This is a genomic window from Micromonospora marina (assembly GCF_900091565.1).
GTDB classification, from domain to species: Bacteria; Actinomycetota; Actinomycetes; order Mycobacteriales; family Micromonosporaceae; genus Micromonospora; species Micromonospora marina.
Window position 1 is genome coordinate 76,653 of the sequence record NZ_FMCV01000017.1, and the last position, 17,910, is coordinate 94,562.

Below are 17,910 nucleotides of genomic sequence, written 5' to 3' on the forward strand. Positions count from 1 at the left end.
CGGCCCGCCCCGGCGGCAAACCTTCCTCAGCGCGGCGGGATCCGCACCTCGATCTCGGCACCGAGGTGCGCGCCGCCGCTGAGGGCCAGGTCGTCGCCGCTCCAGAACCGGCCCGGGTCGTACCAGTTGGGCCGCCGCCCCTCAGGCAGCAGGCCCATCGCCTCGTAGGTCACCGCGACCACCTCGGCGCAGTACGCCGTCTCCAGCGCCGCGGCGTTCTCCCTGCTGGTTTCGCCGGTCCCGCTGGTTTCGCCGGTCCCGCCCCGGAGGCCGCCGAGGCTCAGTCGGCGCGGGTGCGGGAGCCGGCCCCGGGCCCACCGCCAGGCGAGCTGTGCGGTGGACGGGAACGGCGTCCCGTCCAGACGGGCCACGGTACGCAGCACCGCCTCCTCCATCGCCGCGTCGGCCGGTGGTTCGAGCTGGCGCAGCCAGCCCCGCTGGCCGTACCGGTTGGCCCAGACGCAGACCGCGTCCCGCAGGTCGTGCAGCTGCACGCCGCGCTGGTGGGTGCCGGTCCACATGTCCGGCAGCGAACGTCCCAGCTCGGCGTGCCACATCAGCGGCGGCATGTCGTCGAGCACCACGGCCATGCCCACGTGGTTGACCGGACTGTTCGTGGTGAGCTGGATGGCCCGGTCGGGCACGCTGCGTCCGCGGAACACCCACAGATCGCCGGTGCGGGTCAGCTCCACGGCCTCGTCCAGGCTGATGCTCATGGAGGACTACCCTATGCGGATGCGGCAACGGATGCGGTGGTGGAAGGTACTCGGTCTCGCGGGTCTCGCCGGCGTCGCGGCGACCGGGGTGGTGGTGGCGCGGGCCGAGCGGCGGCGCCGGGCGTACACCCCGGAGGAGATCCGGGACCGGCTGCGCGAACGGCACGCCAAGGCCTCGTCGTCCTGACCGGACAGTCGCGGGTGGCGGCCGGCGTCCCGCGGTCGTCGTCGTGCACGGCGTACCGGGACCGCCCGAGGCCCCCGACGCGCGGGACTGGCCGCTCTACCGGGGCTACGGTGCGCTGCTCGCCGAGGCGGGCGTGCTGGACGCGGTCCCCCGGCTCACCGTGGCGAGCCCGGACGACCTGTACGCGGTCGCCGCCCGGGTCGCCGCCACCAGCACCCCGTCTGCACCCGCCCACCGCCCCGATCGCGTCGATCATGGAGTTAGCGGCGACATGTCGGGCACCGAACACCCGCCAACTTCATGATCGACGGGCAGGGCAGCGCCCGGCATCGCGCGCTCCCCGTTCACCCCGCACCCGGCCCGGCGGTTCCGCCCTGCCCACCCGCTCGCCCCGATCCGCGTCGGTGATCAAGGAGTTTGTGTCACTGCAGGAGCCGTTACAGGACACAAACTCCTTGATCAACGGACGAGGCGAGCCAGGGCGAGGGCGAGCCAGGGCAGGGGGGAGCCAGGGCAGGGGCGGGCTGGTCGGAGGGCTCGGACACGTGCAGGCGCTTGGCGCGGCGGCGCAGCCACGCGGTGCTGACCACGCCGGCCAGCACGGCCAGCACCAGCCCGGCCCAGGAGATGTCCTTGAGCCAGTGCTCGGCGGCCTGCCCGAGATAGAACAGCAGGTAGGTGGTGCCGAACGCGCACACCAGCCCGCCTGCCGCGTTGGCAACCAGGAACCGGCGGTACGGCATGCGCAGCGCCCCGGCGAGCGGCTCTCCGAGGATGCGCAGCAGCGCGACGAACCGCCCGAAGAACACCGCCCAGACGCCGTGCCGGGCGAAGCTCAGCTCGGCGCGGGCCAGGTGTGCCGGGCCGAGGTGTTTCGGGAGCGCCGTCCGAGCCGTTCCAGCAGGGGGCGGCCACCTCGGCGGCCCACGGCGTACCCGATGGAGTCGCCGAGGATGGCGCCGGTCGCCGCGGCGGCGGTCACCCATTCGGGCCCGACGGCGCCGGTGGCGGCGAGCAGCGCGGCGCTGACCAGCACGATCTCGCCGGGCAGCGGGATGCCCATGCCCTCCACGCCGATCACGCCGTCCACGAGCAGGCAGATCAGGGCCGGCGGGAGCGCGGCGAGCCGGTGCTGTACGTCGCCCACCCGCCGACCCTACCCGCGCCCGGTCAGCCGGCGGGGGCCAAGAACTCCAGCCGGTTGCCGTGCGGGTCGTACGTGTGGAACCGCCGCATGCCGGGAATCTCGTCGTCGCCCCAGGTCACGGTGTGTCCGGCGGCGTCCAGGCGGGCGGCCAGCTCGTCCAGGTCGGGGCGCAGCAACGCGGGGTGCGCCTTGCGGGCCGGGCGGGCGGAAGTCGTCCTCGACGCCCACGTGCAGTTCGGCGTCATACCCGGTGAACCAGCAACCGCCGCGGGCGGCGAGGGCCGGGGGTTGGGCTTCTCGGTGAACCCGAGCAGGCCGGTGCAGAAGGAGCGGGAGACATCCTCGGAGCTGCGGGGGCAGGCGAGCAGGACGTGATGGATCATCATGGCACCTCCTCGTCCCGCAGCGTGGCACGAGGTTGCGCGGATAGCAAGACGGACGTACGGTTTTGTAGAGACCGACGCAGGTAAGTGTTGCCTAAGCACGGCAGCGCCCCGGTCGGTGCGACAAACTGCTCAGGACTACTCACGGTCGCTGGTGTGAAGGAGTACGACGTGGCGAGCCTCGACACCTTCGGTGCGAAGACCCAGCTACGCGTCGGAGACGCGAGCTACGAGATTTTCAGGATCGACAAGGTGGAGGGCCACGAGCGGCTGCCCTACAGCTTGAAGATCCTGCTGGAGAACCTGCTGCGGACCGAGGACGGCGCGAACATCACCGCCGACCACATCCGGCAGCTCGGCGCGTGGGACGCCACCGCCGACCCGAGCGTGGAGATCCAGTTCACCCCGGCCCGGGTGCTGATGCAGGACTTCACCGGCGTGCCCTGCGTGGTCGACCTGGCCACCATGCGCGAGGCGGTACGCGACCTCGGCGGTGACGCCACCAAGGTCAACCCTCTCGCTCCGGCCGAGCTGGTCATCGACCACTCGGTCATCGCCGACCTGTTCGGCCGCGAGGACGCGTTCGAGCGCAACGTCGAGCTGGAGTACGAGCGCAACAAGGAGCGCTACCAGTTCCTGCGCTGGGGCCAGACCGCGTTCAACGAGTTCAAGGTCGTCCCGCCGGGCACCGGCATCGTGCACCAGGTCAACATCGAGTACCTGGCTCGTACGATCATGGAGCGGGGCGGTCAGGCGTACCCGGACACGGTCGTCGGCACCGACTCGCACACCACCATGGTCAACGGCCTGGGCGTGCTGGGCTGGGGCGTCGGCGGCATCGAGGCCGAGGCCGCGATGCTCGGCCAGCCGGTCAGCATGCTGATCCCCCGCGTGGTCGGCTTCAAGCTCTCCGGTGAGATGCCGGCCGGCACCACCGCCACCGACCTGGTGCTGACCATCACCGAGATGCTGCGCAAGCACGGCGTGGTCGGCAAGTTCGTCGAGTTCTACGGCCCCGGCGTGAGCGCGGTGCCGCTGGCCAACCGCGCCACCATCGGCAACATGTCGCCGGAGTACGGCTCGACCGTGGCGATCTTCCCGATCGACGCCGAGACCGTCCGCTACCTGGAGCTGACCGGCCGCGACGCGTCTCAGGTGGCGCTGGTCGAGGCGTACGCCAAGGAGCAGGGCCTCTGGCACGACCCGGAGCGCGAGCCGGAGTACTCCGAGCGCCTGGAGCTGGACCTCGGCACCATCGAGCCGTCGCTGGCCGGCCCGAAGCGCCCGCAGGACCGGGTGCCGCTGGGCAGCGCCAAGACGCTGTTCCGTGCCGCACTCAGCGACTACGTGGCCGCCGACGAGACCGGTGGCGACCCGGGCCGCAAGCCGGGCGTGCCGCAGCAGGAGAAGCCGTTCGGCGCCGACGGCCCGGCCGACGAGGCGTCCGCCGAGTCCTTCCCGGCCAGCGACGCCCCGGCCAACGGCGTCAACGACCCGGCCGACGCGCCGCGCGACCTGGAGACCGCCGCGGTGGGCGCGGGCGGCCGGGCCAGCAATCCGGTACGCGTGACCGGCGCCGACGGCGTCGAGTACGAGCTGGACCACGGCGCCGTGGTGATCGCCGCGATCACCTCCTGCACCAACACCTCGAACCCGCAGGTGATGATCGGGGCGGCGCTGCTGGCCCGCAACGCGGTGGACAAGGGCCTGGCCCGCAAGCCGTGGGTGAAGACCACTCTCGCGCCGGGGTCGAAGGTCGTCATGAACTACTACGACCGCGCCGGCCTGACCCCGTACCTGGAGAAGCTCGGCTTCAACCTGGTCGGCTACGGCTGCACCACCTGCATCGGCAACTCCGGCCCGCTGCCGGAGGAGGTCTCCGCCGCGGTCAACGAGGGCGACCTGGCAGTCGTGTCGGTGCTGTCCGGCAACCGCAACTTCGAGGGCCGGATCAACCCGGACGTCAAGATGAACTACCTGGCGTCCCCGCCGCTGGTGGTCGCGTACGCGCTCGCCGGCACGATGGACATCGACCTCGCAAACGAGCCGATCGGCTCCGACGCCGAGGGCAACCCGGTGTTCCTGCGGGAGATCTGGCCGAACAGCGCCGAGATCCAGGACGTCATCGCCTCGGCGATCGGCGCGACCGGCTTCAGCGCCGCGTACGCCGACGTGTTCGCCGGTGACGAGCGCTGGCAGTCGCTGCCGACCCCGACCGGTGACACGTTCTCCTGGGACGGCGAGTCGACCTACGTGCGCAAGCCCCCGTACTTCGAGGGCATGCAGCAGGAGCCGACGCCGGTCCAGGACATCGCCGACGCGCGCGTCCTGGCGAAGCTGGGCGACTCGGTGACCACCGACCACATCTCCCCGGCCGGTTCGATCAAGGCCGACTCCCCCGCCGGCAAGTACCTGGCCGAGCACGGCGTGGCCCGGCACGAGTTCAACTCGTACGGCTCCCGACGGGGCAACCACGAGGTGATGATCCGGGGCACGTTCGCCAACATCCGGCTGCGCAACCAGCTCGTCCCGGGCGTGGAGGGCGGCTTCACGGTCAACCACCTGACCGGCGAGCAGACCTCGATCTACGACGCCTCGATGGCCTACCAGGAGGCGGGCGTCCCGCTGGTCATCCTGGCCGGCAAGGAGTACGGCTCCGGCTCGTCGCGTGACTGGGCCGCAAAGGGCACCATGCTGCTGGGCGTGAAGGCGGTCATCGCCGAGTCGTACGAGCGGATCCACCGCTCGAACCTGATCGGCATGGGCGTGCTGCCGCTGCAGTTCCCGGGCGGCGAGACCGCCGAGTCGCTGGGCCTGACCGGCACCGAGACGTTCTCGATCAGCGGCGTCACCGCGCTCAACGACGGCGACACCCCGCGCACGGTGAAGGTCACCACCGACACCGGCGTGGAGTTCGACGCCGTGGTCCGCATCGACACCCCGGGTGAGGCGGACTACTACCGGCACGGCGGCATCCTGCAGTACGTGCTGCGCCGCATGATCGCCAGCTGACCCTGGATGTAAGGAAGGGCCCCTTTGTAACAGACGTCTGTTAAAAAGGGGCCCTTCCTTACATCCTCAGCGCATCCGGGGTGAGGCGCTGCCTCGCACACGGACCCTGGAACTGCTGAGAGAAGTGGCGGCGGCATGGACCTGAGCGGCGCCCGGTGGCGCAAGAGCACCCGCAGCGGCGGCAACTGCGTCGAGGTCGCCGGCAACCTGTCCGGTGTGGTCGGTGTCCGCGACTCGAAGGACCCGGCCGGGCCGGTGCTCACCACCCCGGCCGCGTGGACCCGGTTCGTGACGTCGATCCGCCGCTGAGCCCGGTCAGGCCAGCCGCGCGGCGTACACGTGCACCGGATCCCCCGATCCGGACGTGGTCGCACGCTCGAAGCTCAGCCCGATCCGCTCCGCGACCCGCTGCGAGGGCGTGTTGTCGGGGTGGATGATCGCGACGAGGCGGTCGACGCCCAGCCGGTAGCGCGCGTGGTCGCGACACGCGGCCGCCGCCTCCGTGGCGTACCCGTGCCCCTGCGTCGCGGTCCGCAGGTGGTAACCGACTTCGACCTCCATCACCCCGTCCACCGGCTGCGGAGTGAGACCGCAGTCGCCGACGAACTCGCCTGTCGCCCGTGACCTGAGCACCCACAGTCCGAAGCCGTGGCCGCGGTAGAGGCCCTCGTTTCAGCGGATCCAGTCCAGGGCCTCCGTCCGGATCCTCGGTCGCGGGTAGTAGCGCATCACGATCGGGTCGCCGAGCATGGCGGCCATGTCGTCGAGGTAGTCGACGGTCATCTCGGCGAAGGTCAGTCGTGGTTGCGGGCGGCGGATCAGCAGTCATCGTGGTCCCGGTCCCTTCGTCACGGCTTCGAGGCCACCGAGGCGAGTCCTCACGAGACGGTGTCGGAGTAGACCTCGACGTCGTAGAGCAGTTGCACGTTGCGGCGGCCGTTGGTGACGCCGACGAAGACCGGGTCACCGGCCGGGGTGCGGCCCTGGCGCCACACCTGTTCCCGGGCCGCTTCCCGCGACTCGTGATGGACACCGCCCTCGCGATGCGTCTGCAGGACGCGGCGTGCGGCGGTGGGGTCGCTGTCGAGATGGATCCGCAGCAGGGGCATGGCGCCCTCCTTGCCCACTGGGAGGCTGGCCTTTCGTCTGTTCAACCAGCTTATCGCTGTTAAATTGCCTGTCCAGTGAACTAGATCGGCTCCGTGACCGCGACCGAGCCCGGTGCGCCGGCGGCACCGGTGTGGCTGCGGGCAGAGCCGCCGCGAGTGCGGCGCAAGCCACCACTGACCCTCGAACGCATCGTGGAACTCGCGGTGTCGGTGCTGGACGAGCAGGGCATCGAGGGTCTGACGATGCGTTGTCTCGCCCAACGGCTCGACGTGACCGCCACCGCGCTCTACTGGCACGTGAAGACGAAAGACGACGTCCTGGACCTGGCCGTCGACCACATCTTCGGCGACGTGCCGGTTCCGGACGACGGCGACGACTGGACGGAGGACGTTCGCGTCCTCATTCGGGCCTGGCGCGACGCCATGCTGCGCCATCCCTGGGCACCGAAGCTGATCGGACGTCCGATGCTCGGGCCCAACGTCCTGGCGCGTACCGAGTTCCTCCAGTCGGCGCTCGTGCGCGGTGGCTGCCGCGGTCTTCACCTCGCGGTCGCCACGAGAATGCTGGCCAACTACGTCATCGGCGCCTCGCTCACGGAGGCCACGTGGCGCCGGACCGCGGACCCGGACATGAGAGCCGCAGCCCGCGACCACATCGCCGCGAGCGCCGAAACCTATCCGACGCTGAGCGCCTCCGGCCATCTCGACGACACCCGATGGGACGACGACCTGCTGTTCGAGGAGGGCCTCGGCGCCATCATCCGGGCGGCGGTGCGGACAGGGACGCCGGACTGACCACGCGCGCCTCTCAGCCGGCGACGCTCTCCAGCACTGCCTTGAGCCGGGCCAGGTCGGCCCCGACCAGTGCGGTGTCCCGGTCGAAGTCCGCGTCGCTCATGCCGGGCTGCCGCCGCAGGCTGAACACCACCTCGGTGGCGTCACCGTCGGCGATGGCACGCAGCGGCACGTACACCGTCTCACCGGAGGGCGTCAGCACCTCGTGGTCGAGCACGCCGTACTCGTTGGCCGGCGCGAACGTCAGCCGCGCCCGCCCCTGCGGGGTGTCCACGAACCAGTGGCCCTCGTCGAAGACGACCGAACCGCCGAGACCCGGCGCCCAGCGGGTCAGGTTCGCCGGGTCGGCGGCGAAGGCGTAGACCTCCGCGACCGGGCGGTCGATGTGGATGCTGAGGTGCCGGAACTCCGTGGCCACGCGCCGATGATGGCACGCCTGTCGGACGCTCGCGTTACGCTGCCACCGATTCCCACCGGCACCCGGCACCACATACGAGATCCTGCACCCTCACCACGGGATCGCGCCCGCGTCCTCGAAGTAGCCGCCGGTCGGTCCGTCGTCCGGCAGCGTCGCCAGCCGGATCGGGGTCGCCGCGCCCTGCTGCACGGTCCGTACGCCCCGGAAGCCGTTCAGGTCGGTCGCGGTGAAGCCGGGGCAGGCGGCGTTGACCAGGATCCTCGTGTCCGCCAGCGCCCGCGCGTACTGGATGGTCACGGCGTTGAGCATGCTCTTCGACGGCGCGTACGCCACCGACAGCGGACCGGTCTGGTTCTCGCCGGTGGAGGCGCTCTGCCGGGTCAGCGAGCCGACGCCGCTGGAGACGTTGACGATCCGCGGCGAGGCCGAGCGGCGCAGCAGCGGCAGCATCGCCTCGGTCACCCGGACCACCCCGATCACGTTCACCTCGACCGCGGTCCGGATGGTCGCGACGTCCACGTCACCCGGGTGCTGGGGCACGTCACCGGTCACACCCGCGTTGTTGACGAGCACGTCCAGGCCGCCGGCCTCCGTCTCCAGCAGCCGGGCGGCGGCGGCAACGCTCGCGTCGTCGGTCACGTCCAGCGGTACGCCGAACGCGTCCACGCCGCCCGCGCGCAGCTTCGCCACCGCGTCCGCGAGCCGCTGCTCGTCCCGGGCGCCGACGCCCACCCGCATGCCGAGCGCGCCCAGACCGGCCGCGATCTCGTACCCGATCCCCTTGTTCGCGCCGGTCACCAGCGCGATCGTCCGTTCGCTCATGGGCTCGATCCTGTCCGCGCGGCGAGCGGGCCTCCAACACCGTCCCGGTAGCGATCGATACCCAGGCGGTATCGCCGCGGGTACGGTCGTGGGATGGAGACGCGGGAGCTTCGCTACTTCGTCGCGGTCGCCGAGGAGCTGCACTTCGGCCGCGCCGCGCAGCGCCTGGGCATCGCCCAGCCGCCGCTGTCGCGGGCGATCCGGCAGCTCGAACGGCGCCTCGGCGTGACGCTGCTGGAACGGGACAGCCGCAGCGTCGCGCTCACCGCCGCCGGGTCGGTGCTGCTCCGGGAGGGCCGGGCCGCCCTCGACGCCGTGGCCGCCGCCGGCCGCCGTACCCGCCGCGCGGGTCAGGCCGCCGACGGCGGCGCGGGGCTGGTGCTGACGACCAAGGCGGGGGCGTCGAGCGAACTGCTGGCGAAACTGCTCGACGCGTACGCGGCCGAGCCCGACGCCGTCCCCGTCGAGGTCCTGCTCTGCGGTATCGGCGAGCAGGAACGGCTGCTGCGTGACGGGCGGGCCGACGTGGCGTTGCTGCACCTGCCGTTCGACTCGACCACCGGTCTGGACAGCGAGGAACTGGTCACCGAGCAGCAGGTGGCGATCCTGCCGGCCGGGCATCCGCTGGCCCGGCTGCCGCACCTGCGGACGGCGGATCTGGAGACGCTGCCCGACCTGCCCATGCCGCGCTGGCCCCGGCCCGACGGGTCGTATCCGCCCGGTCCGGGCCCGGGGGTCCGCGATCCGGCTCAGCTGCTCCAGCTCATCGCGCTCGGCCGTACCGTGGCGGTGCTGCCGGAGTCGGCGCGGTCGCTGCTGCTCGCCGACCTGACCGCCGTGCCGGTGCCGGACGCGCCGGCGGTGACCACCGTGATCGCCTGGCCACCGCACAGCCGCTCGCGGGCGCTGGCCGCGCTGGTCCGGACCGCCACCCGGCTGTAGCGGCGTCAGGCGGGCAGGTCCTTGCGCATCTGCTGGGTGACGACGCGGTAGCCGGACGTCTCGTACAGCCGGCGTGCTGTCTCGTTGGCGCCGAAGACGTTCAGTTCGAGCGCCTCCGCGCCGTGCTCCCGGGCCGCCCGCTCCCCGGCCGCGAGCAGCGCCCGCCCGAGGCCGCGGCCCCGATGCTCGGCGGCCACCTCGATGTCGTAGAGGAAGGCGCAGCCCGCGACACCGCGCGGGTGGTTGAGGCCAATCCAGAGGCGTCCCACCGGCGAACCGTCGGCCAGCGCGCCGAGCAGGAAGAGCATGCCGGGCGTGGCGATGCCCTGCGGCAGGAAGGCGGCGCTCTCCCGCCGGGCGCGGTCGAGCGCCTCCTCCGCAGTCCAGTTGCCGGCGGCCACGTGCTCCTGCGCGTAGCCGGCGGCCAGCTCGTCCTGCCAGCTGTCGAACTCCTCCGGGGTCATCGCCCGGACCGTCACCTCGGTCATCCCCAGTCCCCCGTCGACGTGTGACCGCTCAGTCCTCGGCGGCGCGGCGGCGCGCCTCACGCAGCTTCATGGCGTGCTCCAGCAGCGTGATCAGCACCTCCTTGGCCGACTCCCGCTTGCGCGCGTCGCACAGCACCACGGGGACGCCCGGGTCCAGGTCGAGCGCGGCCTGCACCTCGTCCAGGCGGAACTGCCTGGCGCCCTCGAAGCAGTTCACCGCCACGACGAAGGGCGTGCCACGCCCCTCGAAGTAGTCGATCGACGGGAAGCAGTCGGCCAGCCGCCGGGTGTCGGCGAGGACCACCGCACCGAGCGCGCCGAGCGCCAGCTCGTCCCAGACGAACCAGAACCGGTCCTGCCCGGGCGTGCCGAACAGGTAGAGCACGAGGTCGTCGCTGATGGTGATGCGGCCGAAGTCCATCGCCACCGTGGTGGTCGACTTCTCCTCGATGCCGGACAGGTCGTCGATGCCGATCCCGGTCTCGGTCAGCACCTCCTCGGTGCGCAGCGGCCGGGTCTCGCTGACCGCGCCGACCATCGTGGTCTTGCCGACGCCGAACCCGCCCGCGATCAGGACCTTGATCGCGGTGGGCAGCGGCGCGGCGCCCGTCGGCCGCTCAGAGCGCCCGTAGTCCATTGATTACCGCCTCGAAAACGTGCTCGTCGGGAAGGCCGGCGGTGGTCGCGCGCGGCTCGCGTACCTGTACCAGGCTGCGGGCGGCCAGGTCTCCGAGGAGAACCCGGACCGTGCCCACCGGCAGGTCGAGATGGGCGGCGATCTCGGCCACGGAGAGGATCCGCTGGCAGAGGCCGACGATCGCCACGTGCTCCGGGCCCAGCCCGGACTCCGACCCGACATCGGTGCGGGTCGAGGTGACCAGCGAGATCAGGTCGAACGTGCCGGTGACCGGGCGGGCCCGGCCTCCGGTGACCGCGTACGGGCGCACCACCGGGCCGGCGTGGTCGTCCACCCACTCCTGCTCCGCGGAGTCCCCCCGGCCGGTCATCGTGCCGCGTTCTCGCCGACGGGCTGTTCTCGGGTCGGTGACGCGACGAACCGGCCGACCCGGGTGACGAGCATGGCCATCTCGTACGCGATCAGGCCGACGTCCGCGTCCTCCGAGGCCAGCACCGCCAGGCAGGCGTTGCGCCCGGCCGCGGTGACGAACAGGAAGGAGGACTGCATCTCGATGATGGTCTGCTGCACGTGCCCGCCACCGAACCGCTTGCCCGCGCCACGGGCCAGGCTCTGGATGCCCGCCGCCATGGCCGCCAGGTGCTCGCCGTCGTCCCGGCTCAATCCGCGGGACGAGGCCATCAACAGTCCGTCGGTGGAGAGCGCCACGGCGTGCTCCGCCTGCTTGACCCGGCCGACCAGGTCATCCAGCAGCCACGTCAGATCCGCGCTCGAAGCCGTCTTCTGCGCCACTCGTCGTCCTCATCTTCCCGGCTGGTGTGCCGTCAGCTTCCGGTTTCCGTCGCGTCGACGTCCGGGTCAGGTAACCTGCTCGTCCGCGTCGGCCGGCCCACCGCCGGCCTCGTGGGCTCCGCCGAGCAAGCGCGCGGCATCGGTCCGGCCGCGTCGCGTACCGCTCTGGTAGGAGCTCATCATCCGGCGCACCTGCTCCGGTGCACGCGCCGTGTCGTCGTCGGCGGCGTCGTCCGCCGCGGTCTGGTCGTGCCGCAGCTCCGGCACGAGGCTGGCCTGGCGTACCCGGACAGGCAGCCCCGCGTCGGTGACCGGCGCGGTCTCCGGCTCCGCCGCCGGCGACGCCGCTGCCGGGTCCGTCGGGGCGGCCGAGCGGCGTTCCACCACTGCCAGTTCCGTGGTGGGCCCGGCCACCGCGGGCTGCCGCTTGCGGGTACGCGCGGGCAGCCCGGAAGGGGTCAGCCGGGGCGCCTGCGCCATCGGCTCCGGCACCTGCGGGGTGGGCTCGGCCGGCTGGTCGGGTTCGGCGCCGTCGTCCGGGCCGGACGGGGTCGCGGGCCTGTCGCCGTCGCCCTCGCGCGTGCTCCGTGCCGGGTCCGGCGCGGGCGTCGCGTCCACTGCCGTCCCGGGGGCGGGAAGGGCGTCGGCCTCGTCGGCGCCGGCGGCGGTGATCAGTTCGCGCGGGATCAGCACCACTGCCGTCGTGCCGCCGTACGCGGACTCCTTGAGCTGCACCCTGACGCCGTGCCGCTCGGTGAGCCGGCTGACCACGAACAGGCCGAGCCGGGCCGCGTCGGCGAGGTTCAGCTCGGACCGGTCGACGATGCGTGCGTTGGCGGCGGCCAGTTCGTCGGCGCTCATGCCGAGGCCGCGGTCCTCGATCTCGACGGCGAAGCCGTTTGCGACGAGCTGGCCGCGGACTTCCACTGTGGTCTGAGGCGGCGAGAAGGAGAGTCCGTTCTCGATCAGCTCGGCCAGCAGGTGGATCACGTCACCGACGGCGCGGCCGGTCAGCGACACCTCGCCGAGCGGGCGCACGGTGACCCGGGTGTAGTCCTCGACCTCGGCGACCGCGCCGCGGACCACGTCGACCATCGGCACGTTGCGCCGCCAGGCCCGGCCCGGCGTCGAGCCGGAGAGCACGATCAGGTTCTCCGCGTTGCGCCGCATCCGGGTGGCCAGGTGGTCGACCCGGAACAGGTCCTCCAGTTCCTCGGCGTCGTGTTCCCGCCGCTCCATCGCGTCCAGCAGCGTCAACTGCCGGTGCACGAGCGCCTGGGTACGTCGGGCCAGGCTGAGGAACACGTCGCGGACACTGCGGCGCAGTTCGGCCTGCTCGACGGCGGTCCGGATGGCGGTCTCCTGGACGACGTTGAACGCCTTGCCCACCTGGCCGATCTCGTCGTCGCCGAACTGCAGGGGTGGCGCCTCGCGGGCGACGTCCACCTCCTCGCCGCGGCCCAGCCGTTCCACCACGCTCGGCAGCCGTTCGTGGGCCAGCTTGAAGGCGGCCTCACGCAGCCGTTCGAGCTGGCGGACGAGCGCCCGGGCCGTGGTGATCGAGACGACCACGGAGGCGATGACGGCGATCAGGCCGAGGCCGGCGGCGAGCACCAGCCGCACGATGACGCCGACGGCGACCGGCGTGGCCCGGGAGACGATGTCCTCACCGCCGGCGAGGATCACCTCCCGCAGGTCGGCCATCGCCTTCACGGCGGCGGCCTGCCACGCGGCGGCGGTCACCGGCGGGCGCACCTCGACGCCCTTGGCCGCGAGTACCTGGTCCTGGAGCGTGCGGAGCTGCTGGAACGCGTCGCCCTCGACCATCCGGTCGAAGCGGGCGCGGTCGCCGGGGGCGAGTTCCCGGGCGGTGCGGTCGGCGAGGAACCACTGCGCGCCGACCAGGCGGGCGAAAGCGGTCTGCTCGCCGACTGTGATCCGGTTGGCGGCGATCGCGCCGGTGAGCAGCGCGTCCTGTTGGGACAGCAGTTCCCGGGACCGGTTGAGGTCGATGAGCGCGGCGGTGTCCTTAGCGATCTCGTCGTCGTCGAGGCCGCCGAGGGCGTCGAAGACCGCGAAGATCCCGTCGACCGCCTCGTCGTACGCGATCAGCGTGCTGGTCCGGTCGATGGTCTTGCGGCCGACGTCGGCGCGTACCTGACCGAGCTGGTCCAGCTCGGTCTTCAGCTCGTCGAGCCGGCTCATCAGCTCCTCGCTGGCGGGAAGCTCGGTGCGCCAGTCCCGCACCGAGCGCCACAGCGCGCCGGCGGCCTCGTCGGTACGCGCGCGCTGAGCCTCCAGCTCCTGCAACCGGTCCGGATCGGACTCGCCGAGGTAGCGCAGCGACAGGCGGCGCTCGGCCTGCAACTCCAGCAGCAGCGGGTCGCTCGGCTCGAAGACGCGCGCGTTGAGCGTCTGCACGCCGAGCAGGTTGAATCCGTCCCGTACGGTTACCCAAGCGGCGAACGCCCAGAGCGCGATCAGCGACGCCAGCAGCGCGATGATCTTCGTACGGAGATTCGTACTGCGGGAACCCATCACACCGTCCTGGCCCGGTCTTCGGTCGGTTCGGAATCCGATCGACTCCGGCGCACGCTAGCAGCCGTCGTGAACCTCATTCAAGCGATCCTGATCATGGTGGGTGCGGCCGCCGTCCGGGCCGCCCCGGCGCGGCCGGAGGCCGCCAGCACCGCGGCACGCACGATCCGCGTCGGCCGGTAGAGGTCCTTGTCGTGCCATAGTGCCGGTTCGCTGTCGCATCCGTCCAGCTCGGACAGTCGAAGACGCCCCCGCACCAGCGCCGATGTGATCCGCGGGTCGCCGGGCCGGCCCGCGTCGGCCAGGGCGAGCACCGCGTACGCGGTCTCCTCGGCGGTGCCGTCCCACCGTCCCCAGGAGCCGTCCGGGCGCTGCGTGTCCAGCAGCCAGGCCACCCCCCGCTCGACCGCGGTTCGCGCCGCGCCGTCCGGCGCGTGGTCGGCGAGCGCCAGCAGCACCGCGTAGGTGGCGTAGTACGGCGAGGCGTGCCAGCGGTCCTCCCACCGCCCGTCCGGCTCCTGCCGGTCCAGCAGCCACTCGGTGACCCGGCGCCGGGCGCCGGTGACGCCGGGCGCGCTCGGTTGCTCGCCGAGCGCGTCGAGGACGTGCGCGTTGGTGGTCAGCGACGCCCCGTCCTCTCCCGGCCAGGTGCAGAAGTGCCGTCCGGTGTCGAACCCGGCCAGCGGCGCGACGCCCGGAGCGCGACCCAGCCGGGCCAGCGCGTAGAGCGTGACGGCGGTGGTGTCGGCGTCGGCGGGCAGGCCGGGCGCGGTGGCCGCGCCGGATGGTCCGACCGCGGCGCGCAGCTCGGTCAGCACCGGCTCGGGCGCCCCGACCGGCACCCCGGCCCGGACCAGGATGCCGAGCACCCAGGCCCGTTCGAACACGGTGATCGGGCTCGCGCAGGGCACCGGCCCGGGCCGGGCGACGGCGTTGAGGTAGTCCAGCACGGGGCCGGGCTCCGGCTTGCCCAGCCAGGCGGCGGTGGCGGCGGGTGAGGCGCCGACGGCACCACTGGCCGAGGGGCGTACGCCGGGCGCGCGGTACGCCAGCTCGCCCGCCACCTCCAGCGCGTGCGCCAGCTTCTCCGGCACCGGTCTTCCGGTGGCCAGCAGCCCGCGTACCCGGGTCAGCCGGGCCGGGTCGAGACCGGCGGGCAGCGGCAGGCGGGCCCGGCCGGCCCACTCGGCCAGCCCGGGTGGCGGCCCGGCCGGACCGTCGAGGTGCCGGTCCACAGCGGTCAGCAGCGCCGGCACGATCAGGTCGGTGGCGGGCAGGTCCGGCGGGGCGCCGTCGCGCAGGGCGCCGGTCAGATGCGCCAGTCCCCGGTGCGCGGCGGCGGCCGGCGCGGTGGCCGGACCCTCGTGGTGCAGCACGGCCAGCAGCGCCTCGACCGCGCTCAGCGTCGGCACGAGCGCGTACCCGCCGGGGCCGCCCCAGCCGCCGTCCGGGCGCTGCCGGTCCAGCAGCCAGGTCACGCGCCGGTCGTGGCCGCCGAGCCAGGGCGCGAGGGCGACCAGCCGTCCGGTCTCGTAGACCGACGGTGACGTCTGCCCCTCCGGCTCGCCGCCGAGTTCGGTGATCAGGTCGTGCGTGGCCCCGGACCGGGTGGCGGGCACCGGTCCGGCGGTGAGCGTCACCGCACGCCCCAGAAGTCGGTGTTCCGGTAGAAGCCGGTGGTGAAGCCGAGCTGCCGGGACAGGAAGTCGGCCTCCCGGGGCACCTCGCCGGCCAGCTTCGCCAGCAGGACACGGCAGTGGTCGACCTGCTCGGCGAAGCGCCGCTCGACCTCGGTCGGGTCGTCCACCAGCAGCAGCGCGTTGAGGTCGCCGGACTCGGCGTCGCGGCGGTGGGTGCCGAGGTCGTTGACCAGGCGCAGGGCGCGTTGGACCTCGTCGCCGACCTCGATCAGGCGGGCCAGCGTGGCGGCGTCGGACACCGACCCGGTGTGGATCCAGTGCGCCACGTTCACCACTGTCGCGGCGAGGTTGTCGGCGTTCGCGAGGTAGTCGGTGAGCGTGGGGCGGGCGGTGTGCCGCCAGTCCCACTCACGGGCCATCGCGTCGAGCGTGCGTGCCATCGTGTCCCGCCAGTGGCCGCGCAGTGCCGGCCAGGCGGGCGCGGCGGCGACGTCGTCGCGCAGCTCGGCGAGGAACCGGCCCAGCGGGTCGCCGGACTGGCCGCCGTCGAGCACGTCCAGGCAGACGCCGGTGATCCGGTTCACCTCGGCCCGGCTGGTGGCCTGGTGGTCGACCAGCCAGTCCACGGCAAATCCCCAGAGCACCGCGCGGTTGGTCACCGCGAGTTCGGCGGCGGTGTGCCAGGGGGCGCTGAACGCCATCGCCTGCGCGATGCTGCTGAACAGCGTCGCGTCGAACGGGTCGCCGGGGAACAGCTCGGGGTGCGCGGCGGCGGCCTTGCGCAGGCCGCGCTGGCCCTGCGCGGCGAGCGCGCAGACCCGGCCCTGCTCCGCGGCGACGGCAAGCGGATCGGGGGTGGGTCCGTCGGTCATGCCCGCTCCGCCCGCCCGGCCGCGACGAGCGTCAGCTCGACCCGTTCGCGCGGCCGCAGCGCGGCCGCCAGCCGCAATCCGGGTACGCCGGGGCGGTGCAGCCGGAACCGGTAGCGGCTGAGCATGGTGGCGAGGATGAGCTGCGCCTCCAGGTAGAACAGGTACATGCCGAGGCACTGGTGCGGGCCGCCGCCGAACGGGAAGTGGGCGTACCGGTGCCGGGTCCGGACCCGCTCGGGGCGGAACCGTTCCGGGTCGAACTCGTCCGGGCGGTCCCAGAACTGACGCATCCGCTGGGTGATCAGCGGGCTGACCGCCATCGTCGCGCCGGGCTCGATCGGCACGCCGTCGATGACGTCCCCGTCGACCGCTCGGCGCGGGATGATCCACCCGATCGGGTAGAGCCGCAGCAGTTCGTCCAGCACCATCCGGGTGTACGTGAGCCGGCTCAGGTGCTCGCGGCGTACCGGCTCGCCGCCGAGCACCTCGTCGATCTCGGCGTAGAGCCGCTCGGCCACCTCGGGGTGCTGGTCCAGGTGGGGCCAGGCCCAGGTGAGCACGTTGATGGTGGTCTCGGTGGTGGCGGCGAACATCGCCACGGTGTCGTTGCGGACCTGCCGCTCGTCGAGTTGCCGCCCGTCGTCGGTACGGGCCTGCCAGAGCGTCGAGATGACGTCGTCGCCCTGGTCGGCGGACTCCCGCGTCTCGCGGACGATCGGCACCAGCACGTCGTCGACGATGCGCACGGCGCGGGCGAACGTGCGGTCGCCGGGCATCGGCAGGGACAGCGGCGCGAACGGCACGACGATCCGGGGGAGGACGGCGGTGGCGATCCGGTCCTGCGCCTCGATCACGCGCAACGCGTCCGGCACCGAGATCCGGTCGGCGAAGAGCACCTTCATGATCGCCCGGCTGACGATGCGCGCCTGCTCCACGCCGATGTCGACCGGCTGCCCGGCGCGGGCCGGCTCGTCCAGTTCGTCGACGGCGTCGCGGATCGCGTCGGCCATCCCGTCGACCAGCGCCTCCACCCGCTTGGCGGTGAACATCGGCTGGAGCATCCGCCGGCTGGCCGACCAGATCTGCCCCTCGCCGAGGATCCCCTCGCCGAACAGCCGCTTGACCGGGCGCCAGAACAGCCCGTCACCGGCCCGCTCGTAGTTGTCCGCCCGGTCCCGCAGGACGTGCTGCACGTGCCGGGGGTGGGTGACCAGGTACGGCCGGAACGAGCCGAGGTTGAGCCGGACCAGATCGCCTCCGGTACGGTTGCCGATGTCGATGAGGGCTCGGGCGGGGTCGCGGAGCACCGCGGGCAGGATCTGCCGCAGCGGCACGGTCCGGGGCCGGCCGGCGGGCCTCGGTGTGTCCGTTGGTTCGGGCACCTGAACGCTCCCTCGGTTGACTCAGGGTCG

The 17,910-nt window shown here is 72.7% G+C and carries 22 protein-coding genes and 1 pseudogene; 6 read left to right on the forward strand and 17 right to left on the reverse strand.

From position 1 onward, the window contains the following. Nucleotides 1–26: 26 nt before the first annotated feature. Nucleotides 27–716: a hypothetical protein gene (locus GA0070215_RS19195; protein ID WP_018788272.1), complete on the reverse strand. Its 690-nt coding sequence runs from the start codon at nt 714–716 to the stop codon at nt 27–29. Between GA0070215_RS19195 and GA0070215_RS28080 the strand changes: the two genes are divergently transcribed. Together GA0070215_RS28080 and GA0070215_RS29195 are read left to right on the forward strand one after the other, a co-directional pair. Beyond that, entirely contained in the window at nt 715–903 is a 189-nt protein-coding gene (locus tag GA0070215_RS28080) for a hypothetical protein (protein ID WP_141708223.1), read from the forward strand. The two genes, GA0070215_RS19195 and GA0070215_RS28080, sit on opposite strands and share 2 nt — an antisense overlap. Before the next feature lie 43 nt (nt 904–946). Next, entirely contained in the window at nt 947–1,207 is a 261-nt protein-coding gene (locus GA0070215_RS29195) for a hypothetical protein (protein WP_244167053.1), read from the forward strand. Between the two features lie 133 nt (nt 1,208–1,340). Here GA0070215_RS29195 and GA0070215_RS29200 read toward each other — a convergent pair whose 3' ends face one another. The 3 genes and pseudogenes from GA0070215_RS29200 to GA0070215_RS19210 all read right to left on the reverse strand — a co-directional run bounded on the left by GA0070215_RS29200 (nt 1,341) and on the right by GA0070215_RS19210 (nt 2,433). After that, complete coding sequence (locus GA0070215_RS29200) at nt 1,341–1,712, reverse strand: DedA family protein (RefSeq protein WP_244167054.1); 372 nt, start codon at nt 1,710–1,712, stop codon at nt 1,341–1,343. Between the two features lie 26 nt (nt 1,713–1,738). Continuing rightward, on the reverse strand, nt 1,739–2,050 hold the full coding sequence (locus GA0070215_RS29205; RefSeq protein WP_244167055.1) for a DedA family protein: 312 nt from the start codon (nt 2,048–2,050) through the stop codon (nt 1,739–1,741). A 23-nt stretch (nt 2,051–2,073) separates the two neighbouring features. Next, a pseudogene (locus GA0070215_RS19210) lies at nt 2,074–2,433 on the reverse strand (VOC family protein). A 156-nt stretch (nt 2,434–2,589) separates the two neighbouring features. Here GA0070215_RS19210 and GA0070215_RS19215 point away from each other — a divergent pair. Next, complete coding sequence (locus GA0070215_RS19215; RefSeq protein ID WP_091048173.1) at nt 2,590–5,445, forward strand: aconitate hydratase; 2,856 nt, start codon at nt 2,590–2,592, stop codon at nt 5,443–5,445. A gap of 135 nt (nt 5,446–5,580) precedes the next feature. Beyond that, nucleotides 5,581–5,754 (forward strand): DUF397 domain-containing protein, encoded by a 174-nt coding sequence (locus GA0070215_RS19220; RefSeq protein ID WP_091048177.1) that lies wholly within the window; start codon nt 5,581–5,583, stop codon nt 5,752–5,754. A 6-nt stretch (nt 5,755–5,760) separates the two neighbouring features. On the opposite strand, the gene GA0070215_RS29210 is transcribed toward GA0070215_RS19220, so the two are convergent. The 3 genes from GA0070215_RS29210 to GA0070215_RS19230 all read right to left on the reverse strand — a co-directional run bounded on the left by GA0070215_RS29210 (nt 5,761) and on the right by GA0070215_RS19230 (nt 6,554). Further along, the gene (locus GA0070215_RS29210; protein ID WP_244167056.1) at nt 5,761–6,078 is read right to left on the reverse strand and encodes a GNAT family N-acetyltransferase; all 318 of its coding nucleotides are present in this window, start codon (nt 6,076–6,078) and stop codon (nt 5,761–5,763) included. A gap of 39 nt (nt 6,079–6,117) precedes the next feature. Next, nucleotides 6,118–6,228: a GNAT family N-acetyltransferase gene (locus tag GA0070215_RS29215; RefSeq protein WP_244167057.1), complete on the reverse strand. Its 111-nt coding sequence runs from the start codon at nt 6,226–6,228 to the stop codon at nt 6,118–6,120. Nucleotides 6,229–6,323: 95 nt separating this feature from the next. Next, nucleotides 6,324–6,554: a hypothetical protein gene (locus tag GA0070215_RS19230; RefSeq protein ID WP_091048268.1), complete on the reverse strand. Its 231-nt coding sequence runs from the start codon at nt 6,552–6,554 to the stop codon at nt 6,324–6,326. A 93-nt stretch (nt 6,555–6,647) separates the two neighbouring features. On the opposite strand from GA0070215_RS19230, the gene GA0070215_RS19235 reads away from it, so the two are divergent. Then, a complete protein-coding gene (locus tag GA0070215_RS19235) occupies nt 6,648–7,349 on the forward strand; it encodes a TetR/AcrR family transcriptional regulator (RefSeq protein WP_018788266.1) in 702 nt (233 codons plus the stop codon). 13 nt (nt 7,350–7,362) lie between these two features. On the opposite strand, the gene GA0070215_RS19240 is transcribed toward GA0070215_RS19235, so the two are convergent. Both GA0070215_RS19240 and GA0070215_RS19245 read right to left on the reverse strand, forming a co-directional pair. Then, nucleotides 7,363–7,767, reverse strand: a complete 405-nt coding sequence (locus GA0070215_RS19240; RefSeq protein WP_018788265.1) for an SRPBCC family protein — start codon at nt 7,765–7,767, stop codon at nt 7,363–7,365. Between the two features lie 90 nt (nt 7,768–7,857). Then, nucleotides 7,858–8,589, reverse strand: a complete 732-nt coding sequence (locus GA0070215_RS19245) for an SDR family oxidoreductase (RefSeq protein ID WP_091048181.1) — start codon at nt 8,587–8,589, stop codon at nt 7,858–7,860. 93 nt (nt 8,590–8,682) lie between these two features. On the opposite strand from GA0070215_RS19245, the gene GA0070215_RS19250 reads away from it, so the two are divergent. Further along, nucleotides 8,683–9,531, forward strand: a complete 849-nt coding sequence (locus tag GA0070215_RS19250; protein ID WP_091048184.1) for a LysR family transcriptional regulator — start codon at nt 8,683–8,685, stop codon at nt 9,529–9,531. Between the two features lie 5 nt (nt 9,532–9,536). Here the strand turns inward: GA0070215_RS19250 and GA0070215_RS19255 are convergent, their stop codons facing one another. From GA0070215_RS19255 to GA0070215_RS19290, 8 genes are all read right to left on the reverse strand, one after another. After that, on the reverse strand, nt 9,537–10,019 hold the full coding sequence (locus GA0070215_RS19255; RefSeq protein ID WP_091048187.1) for a GNAT family N-acetyltransferase: 483 nt from the start codon (nt 10,017–10,019) through the stop codon (nt 9,537–9,539). A gap of 28 nt (nt 10,020–10,047) precedes the next feature. Next, nucleotides 10,048–10,656: a GTP-binding protein gene (locus GA0070215_RS19260; protein WP_018788261.1), complete on the reverse strand. Its 609-nt coding sequence runs from the start codon at nt 10,654–10,656 to the stop codon at nt 10,048–10,050. Continuing rightward, complete coding sequence (locus tag GA0070215_RS19265; protein ID WP_013287416.1) at nt 10,637–11,026, reverse strand: DUF742 domain-containing protein; 390 nt, start codon at nt 11,024–11,026, stop codon at nt 10,637–10,639. The genes GA0070215_RS19260 and GA0070215_RS19265 overlap by 20 nt, the downstream gene beginning before the upstream one ends. Then, entirely contained in the window at nt 11,023–11,448 is a 426-nt protein-coding gene (locus GA0070215_RS19270; RefSeq protein WP_018788260.1) for a roadblock/LC7 domain-containing protein, read from the reverse strand. The genes GA0070215_RS19265 and GA0070215_RS19270 overlap by 4 nt, the downstream gene beginning before the upstream one ends. 66 nt (nt 11,449–11,514) lie before the next feature. Beyond that, entirely contained in the window at nt 11,515–13,986 is a 2,472-nt protein-coding gene (locus GA0070215_RS19275) for a sensor histidine kinase (RefSeq protein ID WP_091048190.1), read from the reverse strand. Nucleotides 13,987–14,066: 80 nt separating this feature from the next. Continuing rightward, nucleotides 14,067–15,626 carry a prenyltransferase/squalene oxidase repeat-containing protein gene (locus tag GA0070215_RS19280; protein ID WP_091048194.1) on the reverse strand — a complete coding sequence of 520 codons (1,560 nt, stop codon included), beginning with the start codon at nt 15,624–15,626 and terminating at the stop codon, nt 14,067–14,069. Further along, nucleotides 15,623–16,498: a terpene synthase family protein gene (locus GA0070215_RS19285; protein WP_091048197.1), complete on the reverse strand. Its 876-nt coding sequence runs from the start codon at nt 16,496–16,498 to the stop codon at nt 15,623–15,625. The genes GA0070215_RS19280 and GA0070215_RS19285 overlap by 4 nt, the downstream gene beginning before the upstream one ends. Further along, a complete protein-coding gene (locus GA0070215_RS19290) occupies nt 16,495–17,832 on the reverse strand; it encodes a cytochrome P450 (RefSeq protein ID WP_018788256.1) in 1,338 nt (445 codons plus the stop codon). The genes GA0070215_RS19285 and GA0070215_RS19290 overlap by 4 nt, the downstream gene beginning before the upstream one ends. Nucleotides 17,833–17,910 lie beyond the last annotated feature (78 nt).